The organism is Candidatus Avelusimicrobium stercoris (assembly GCF_002437085.1).
Classification (GTDB): Bacteria; Elusimicrobiota; Elusimicrobia; order Elusimicrobiales; family Elusimicrobiaceae; genus Avelusimicrobium; species Avelusimicrobium stercoris.
Genome location: NZ_DJOA01000029.1, coordinates 1 through 5,762, shown reverse-complemented (window position 1 = coordinate 5,762; position 5,762 = coordinate 1). Strand labels below are relative to the sequence as shown.

Genomic DNA, 5,762 nt, shown 5'->3' with positions numbered 1-5,762 from the left:
GATACTGGACAGAAACATTCCAGTATGACCTTTATTTTTATAAACAACCACTAGTAGATCCTGAACCCTATTAATGGACCCCGTACAGAAACATTACGGGGTGCCGCCTAGTGGTCAGGGCGGCAATTCAGGATGACTTTGCTTTTTATCAACGGCAACCTACCCAAATGGTAGGTTCTGAAAAACTTGCGGGTCGCCCGTTCAGGACGACATAATAACCAAAGAGCCCGTATAAAAAACATTACGGGATGACAGTGGAAAAAGGTTTTATTCGTTATATAAAACCGCCCTAGGATATGTACCCCCGGGGCGGTTTTACGTTCTTCAAATTCCTGTTTTACGGCTTTTGCGGGTCAAAGGGTTTTTTATTAATAAACCGTTCCGATTGGTCTGTCGCCCAGTTGAGTTGCTTTTCCAGTTCGGCCGCTGCGGCCTCCATTTCCTCGTCAGAGCGTACATAAACCGCTTTGCCATAGGTAAGCGCCGTTTTGCCAAAGGGCAGCGGTACGCGCATTTTATCCCACGAGCCCACCTTTATTTTGTGGCTAAGCGCCGTGCCCACCGGGATAATCGGCAGACCCGTTTTGAGCGCCAAGAACAAAATGCCGTGTTGGACCTTGTAAATCGGCCCGCGCGGGCCGTCCGGCGTGAGCATCGGGTGATAGCCTGCTTCGGCAATGTTTTTTAGTTTAATAAGGGCTCTGGCACCGCCGCGCGTGGTGCTGCCGCGGACGGCCTTCATCCCAAAATGGGGCAGACAGCGGGCGATGTATTCGCCGTCGTCGCTTAAACTAATCAGGGCGCAAATTTTTTGCCCGCGGTAGGGATAAAGCAAAAACAACTGTTGGTTGTGCCAAACGCCGAAGATATAGTTTTGGCCTTCCTTTTCAAATTTTAGGGCTTCCTCGCTCTTGAACCAATAGATTTTTGTCGTCCAGCCTAAAAACAGAGTGTACCAGTACGCCAAGGTAGAGCCGATGACGTGCTTCCAAGAGATTTTTTTCTTTTCTAATGACGTAGGTTGAAACATTATTTTTTACCTTTTTTGCGGGATTTTTGCCACGGGACCAAAAATACGGCGGACATAAAGGGGGACAAGGCTCCCTCCCGGGCAGCAAGGTCAATTTTCTCCGCGCTTAATTTTTCTAAAATAACGGGCAAGGCCTTTTGCGCAAGCGGCGCTTCCAAACGGGCGGCTTCGCGCAGCAGTTTGGGCGCCATAGCCAAGCCAAAGGGGGGCAAATAGACAAATTGAACCTCTTGGGTTTCGCACTCCTCTTTTTCGGCTTGCTCTTTAACCAGGTCCGCCACAAAGGACACCGCACTCTTTAAAAATTCCAAGAGAACAATCATTGCGGCCGTTTTGCGGTCTTCGTTTGTAATGGCGGCTAAAAAGGGTTCCGCCTTGGCACCTAAGGTTACGGCGCAGGCGCTGAACATTTCCTTGTGAATAGCGCTTTCGTCGTCCAGTTCCCAGTGGGCGTCTTGGTTAAATTCATACACTACGCCCGGGTCCAACAGTTTAAAAATGGATAAAATAAACGCCGAAACTTCCGCCTCGCTTGTAAATCCGGCGCGGCGCAACAGCGGCAGTTCGCGCAGTAAACGGCGCAAAATTTCGCGTTGGCGGGGGGCAATTTTAAAGCGTTTTATTTTTCTCATATAATTCCTTACCGTTTGGCACCGTAACCCGGAAGCCCGGATGACCGTGTAAAACGAGGGAGTCCCCCAAGCGGGGAACTCCCTAAAAGACTTATTTTTTGCTTCTGCGGGTGCGTTTGATTTTGGTAATGGTTTTGGCAGGTTTCTGCTCTTTTACAAACGTTTCCGCTTCGGCCTTTACGGCAGGCTTGGCGGCGGATTTCTTCAAATCGCTGCCGTCGTTATTTTCGCCGTTGTTCCAAGCGTACACCAAGGGGGTCGTAAGGGCGATGGTGCTATACACACCCGCAATACAACCCACCAACATAGCAAACGCAAAGGAATTAATCACCTCACCGCCGAAGAAATACAACACCACGAGCGCAAACAGCACTGTTAAGGTGGTGATAATCGTGCGGGAGAGCGTTTCGTTAATGGACAGGTTGATAACTTGGCCGAAGTCCATTTTGGGGTGCAGGCGGAAGTTTTCGCGCATACGGTCAAAAATAACAATCGTGTCGTTAATAGAGAACCCGGCCACCGTTAAGAAGGCCGCCACGACCACGAGGTCAATTTCCCGCTGGGTGAGCGAAAACGCCACCGCCATTACAAACAAGTCGTGGAACAAGGCTACTACGCCCGATACGCCCCACAAAATGTTGCTGAAACGGAACGCTACATAAATGATGATAAACACCAAGGACAAAAGCACGGACCACAAGGCTCTTTCCGTCATATTTTCACCCACGGCGGGGCCGACGGAGTTGGTCTGCAAGACGGAGTAGGGCACTTTTAAGGTATCAAGCGCTTTTTCAATGCGGGCTTGAACCACGCCTACTTCGTCGGATGTGCTTTTTTCGCTGATGGCGAAGGTATGGTCGCCGAACGATTGGAGTTCGGAATTGGCACCCGTCTGCGTAAGCGCGGCGCGGATGTCGGCCATTTCCACGGGGGCGTTGAATTTTACCTGCACCATCGTGCCGCCGGTAAAATCAATACCCATATTGAATCCTTTGGTGAAGAAGCAAATCACGCCGCCCAAGAGCAAAAGCCCAAAGAGCGTGAAATATACTTTTCTGAATTTAAGGAAATCAATGTTTGTTTTAGGAAGTAAGTGCATCATAAACTGATCTCCTTGGTGTTGGTGGTAAGCACCAGTTCATAAATGGCGCGCGTAACAAACACGGCCGTGAACAAACTGACTACCAAGCCGATAATAAGCGTAACGGCGAAGCCCTTTACCGGGCCGGTGCCAAATTGCAGCAAGCAAGCACCCACGATAATGGTGGTGATGTTGGAGTCAAAAATGGCGGACCAGGCTTTGTCGTAACCCAGGTTGATGATTTCGTACACGGGTTTGCCGAGGAGTTTTTCCTCGCGCATACGTTCAATAATCAGTACGTTGGCGTCAATAGCCATAGCCAAGGACAAGATCATACCCGCAATGCCGGGCAGCGTAAGCGTGGCGGAGAAGTAACTCATAATCGCCACGGTGAACACGAAGTTGAGCAAGAGGGCAATGTCGGAAATGACACCAGCCGCCTTGTAGTACACCGCCATAAACAGCAAGATGATGACAAACGCATAGAAGGAAGCCGACAGACCCGATTTAATAGAGTCTTCGCCCAAGGTCGGGCCGATGGTCTTCTTTTCAATTACCTTTACCGGGGCCGGGAGCGCGCCTGCCTTTAACACAATAGACAAGGAGCGGGCCTCTTCGGGCGTGAACGTGCCGGAAATGCGGCCGTCTTTGGTAATGCGGGATTGCACCACGGGGGCGGATTGAACGGTGTTATCCAACACAATGGCTAATTGTTTGCCGATATTGGAGCCAGTCAACTGGCCGAACTTTTTGCTGCCTTCCGCGTTGAACGTAAAGGAAACTTCGGGGTAGCCGTTTTCGCCCATCATTACTACGCGGGCGTTTTCCAAGTCCGCACCGGTAACGGTGGCGTTGGCGGTAACCACGCTGTACCCTCCGTCTTTATTGCGCATAATTTGGTAGCCTTCCGGCACCAATTTGGCAATTTCGGGCAGAACAAGGCCGTTATCGTCAAACGGCTTATCGGTGGCTTCCAGTTTTTCAATGGCTTTTTGGGCGGCCGAGGTGTCGTTCTTTACGATGCGGAATTCCAACATAGCGGTTTTGCCGATAAGTTCTTCCGCGCGCTGCGGGTTAGAAACGCCGGGCAGTTGCACCATAATCCACTTATCGCCCTGGCGGGTGATTTGGGTTTCGGCCAAGCCGTACTGGTCAATGCGGTTGCGGATAATTTCCACCGCGCGGGCCATCGCTTCATTTAAAGGTTCTTTGGCGCTCAACTTGGATACGTCCAGTTCCAACAGCAAACTGGACCCGCCTCTTAAATCCAGGCCCAAGTTCAGCATCCGTTTGGGGCGCTCGCCAAGCGTATCCAGTTTTTCGCGCTCGGCCAGCGGTTTAGAGTACCACTTGTAGTTGGGGTAAATTAAATACAAGGACCCCAGTAAAATGGCGATGATAAGTCCCCATTTTACGGCTAATTTGTTAGACATTACTTTGCGCCTCCTTCTTTGGCTGCGGGTTGTACGTCATTTACAAGTCCGACGACGGCGGTTTTCAGCACGGTGAGTTTTACATTTTCCGCTACTTTTACTTCAAGCGCGTTGTCTTTAAAACCCGCCACGGTGCCGATAATCCCGCCGGGGATGATAATCTGGTCGCCTTTTTGAAGCGCGTTAATTTTGCTCATTAATTCTTGTTCACGCTTCTTCTGCGAACGGGCCGGCAGAAAAATAACGATAAACGCAAAAGCGAGCAGAATAAACCAGAAGAACATTCCACCACCCTGGGCTGTCGTTTCCATAGGTTAAATCCTCCAATTAAAGATATAAATACACATTGTTATTTTAGCATATTTCCCGTCGTTTAGGACGATAGGCCAAAAGACCTTGCCTCTTGCGCCAAAATTGCTATACTAGGAGAGTAAGATTTTTTAATTTAAAGGAGATACTATGAAACAGGGCTTTACGTTAATTGAACTGCTGGTAGTGGTGCTCATTATCGGCATTTTGTCGGCGGTGGCGTTGCCGCAATATACCGCGGCGGTGGAAAAAGCGCGCGCCACGGAAGTGGTTACGCTGATGTCCCAGGCGGAAAAAGCAATGGATATGTACGTGCTGGAAAAGGGGTATCCGACCAGCGGACTTGTAGAATTGGTGGGCGATAATGGAAATACAACGGGTAAACTGAATATTGATATTGAGGGTGCTTTAAAATGCACTAAGGGCGAGGATTTGTGTATCTCAAAAGATTTTGCCTATGATGCTTATTGTGGTCCGTCTTATTGCTCTTGGCGGGCTATACGCTATCGCAATCCGGCTAGTGAAAGTGATGAATTATATGAGTTAAACGGAGATAGAAGCCGTGGCGGAAAGTGGGAGCGTGGGTGTGATTATTATGAAAACGAAGGAAAAGCCGTTTGTATGGGCTTGAAAGGCCAAGGCTGGTCGGTAAGCGAAGGGTAATAATTTGTTTTTTAAACCAACAGCCCCCGGCGGACATTTCCGCCGGGGGCTGTTGGTTTTTAAAGAGTGGCTTCTCATTAGAGTGTGTGCCGAGGCTGTTAGTTTTTTGTCGTTACCTTTATTTGCAGTCGTCATCCTGGAAAGTCGTAGTCCAGGATCCGTTGTTGCTGTTAGTTGTTGCCTTTGCCGTTTGCTTTTTGCCGTCATCCCCGAGTGTTTCTGTCGGGGATCTGTTGTTTCGTAAGAGAACAACAAAGACGAACAACAGATTCCCGACTACGGCGCTCGGGAATGACAAGGGAAAAAGACTCCTAGTAAAAATAAAGAGGTCATCCCCGAGTGTTTGGCGGCCCGCAGGGTTTGGGGACCCGTCGTTATTAATAAAGCGGAAAACGACAGATACTGGACAAAAACCTTCCAGTATGACCCTTAATTTTATTACAACAGATTCCCGAGCGCTCCGCGTCGGCAAACCTTCCAGTATGACTTTTTAGATAACGACACACAAAACAACTCAATCGGTAGATCCTGAACTAAATTCAGGATGGGTATAAAGGCCAAAAAGTGGTGTTATTTTAAGGTCTTAAATAGTATTTTCTCGTCGTGAACTTCTT

At 49.1% G+C, this 5,762-nt stretch carries 6 protein-coding genes; 1 reads left to right on the top strand and 5 read right to left on the bottom strand.

All coding sequences use genetic code 11. The features are described from left to right. Positions 1–337 precede the first annotated feature (337 nt). From B2118_RS04645 to yajC, 5 genes are all read right to left on the bottom strand, one after another. Complete coding sequence (locus B2118_RS04645; RefSeq protein WP_428053624.1) at positions 338–1,030, bottom strand: lysophospholipid acyltransferase family protein; 693 nt, start codon at positions 1,028–1,030, stop codon at positions 338–340. Beyond that, entirely contained in the window at positions 1,030–1,662 is a 633-nt protein-coding gene (locus tag B2118_RS04640) for a hypothetical protein (protein WP_428053622.1), read from the bottom strand. Before B2118_RS04640 ends, B2118_RS04645 begins: the two co-directional genes overlap by 1 nt. 91 nt (positions 1,663–1,753) lie before the next feature. Further along, positions 1,754–2,764 (bottom strand): protein translocase subunit SecF, encoded by a 1,011-nt coding sequence (secF, locus tag B2118_RS04635; protein ID WP_428053620.1) that lies wholly within the window; start codon positions 2,762–2,764, stop codon positions 1,754–1,756. Next, positions 2,761–4,176, bottom strand: a complete 1,416-nt coding sequence (gene secD, locus B2118_RS04630; protein ID WP_428053618.1) for a protein translocase subunit SecD — start codon at positions 4,174–4,176, stop codon at positions 2,761–2,763. The genes secF and secD overlap by 4 nt, the downstream gene beginning before the upstream one ends. Further along, positions 4,176–4,487 (bottom strand): preprotein translocase subunit YajC, encoded by a 312-nt coding sequence (gene yajC / locus B2118_RS04625; RefSeq protein ID WP_428053616.1) that lies wholly within the window; start codon positions 4,485–4,487, stop codon positions 4,176–4,178. Before yajC ends, secD begins: the two co-directional genes overlap by 1 nt. 148 nt (positions 4,488–4,635) lie before the next feature. Here yajC and B2118_RS04620 point away from each other — a divergent pair, with 148 nt between their 5' ends. Beyond that, complete coding sequence (locus tag B2118_RS04620) at positions 4,636–5,148, top strand: type IV pilin protein (protein WP_428053614.1); 513 nt, start codon at positions 4,636–4,638, stop codon at positions 5,146–5,148. Positions 5,149–5,762: the final 614 nt, after the last annotated feature.

Bases quoted from the DNA above. Each gene is read 5' to 3' on its own strand.
- B2118_RS04645 (WP_428053624.1), bottom strand. From the start codon at position 1,030: ATGTTTCAACCTACGTCATTAGAAAAGAAAAAAATCTCTTGGAAGCAC.
- B2118_RS04640 (WP_428053622.1), bottom strand. From the start codon at position 1,662: ATGAGAAAAATAAAACGCTTTAAAATTGCCCCCCGCCAACGCGAAATT.
- secF (WP_428053620.1), bottom strand. From the start codon at position 2,764: ATGATGCACTTACTTCCTAAAACAAACATTGATTTCCTTAAATTCAGA.
- secD (WP_428053618.1), bottom strand. From the start codon at position 4,176: ATGTCTAACAAATTAGCCGTAAAATGGGGACTTATCATCGCCATTTTA.
- yajC (WP_428053616.1), bottom strand. From the start codon at position 4,487: ATGGAAACGACAGCCCAGGGTGGTGGAATGTTCTTCTGGTTTATTCTG.
- B2118_RS04620 (WP_428053614.1), top strand. From the start codon at position 4,636: ATGAAACAGGGCTTTACGTTAATTGAACTGCTGGTAGTGGTGCTCATT.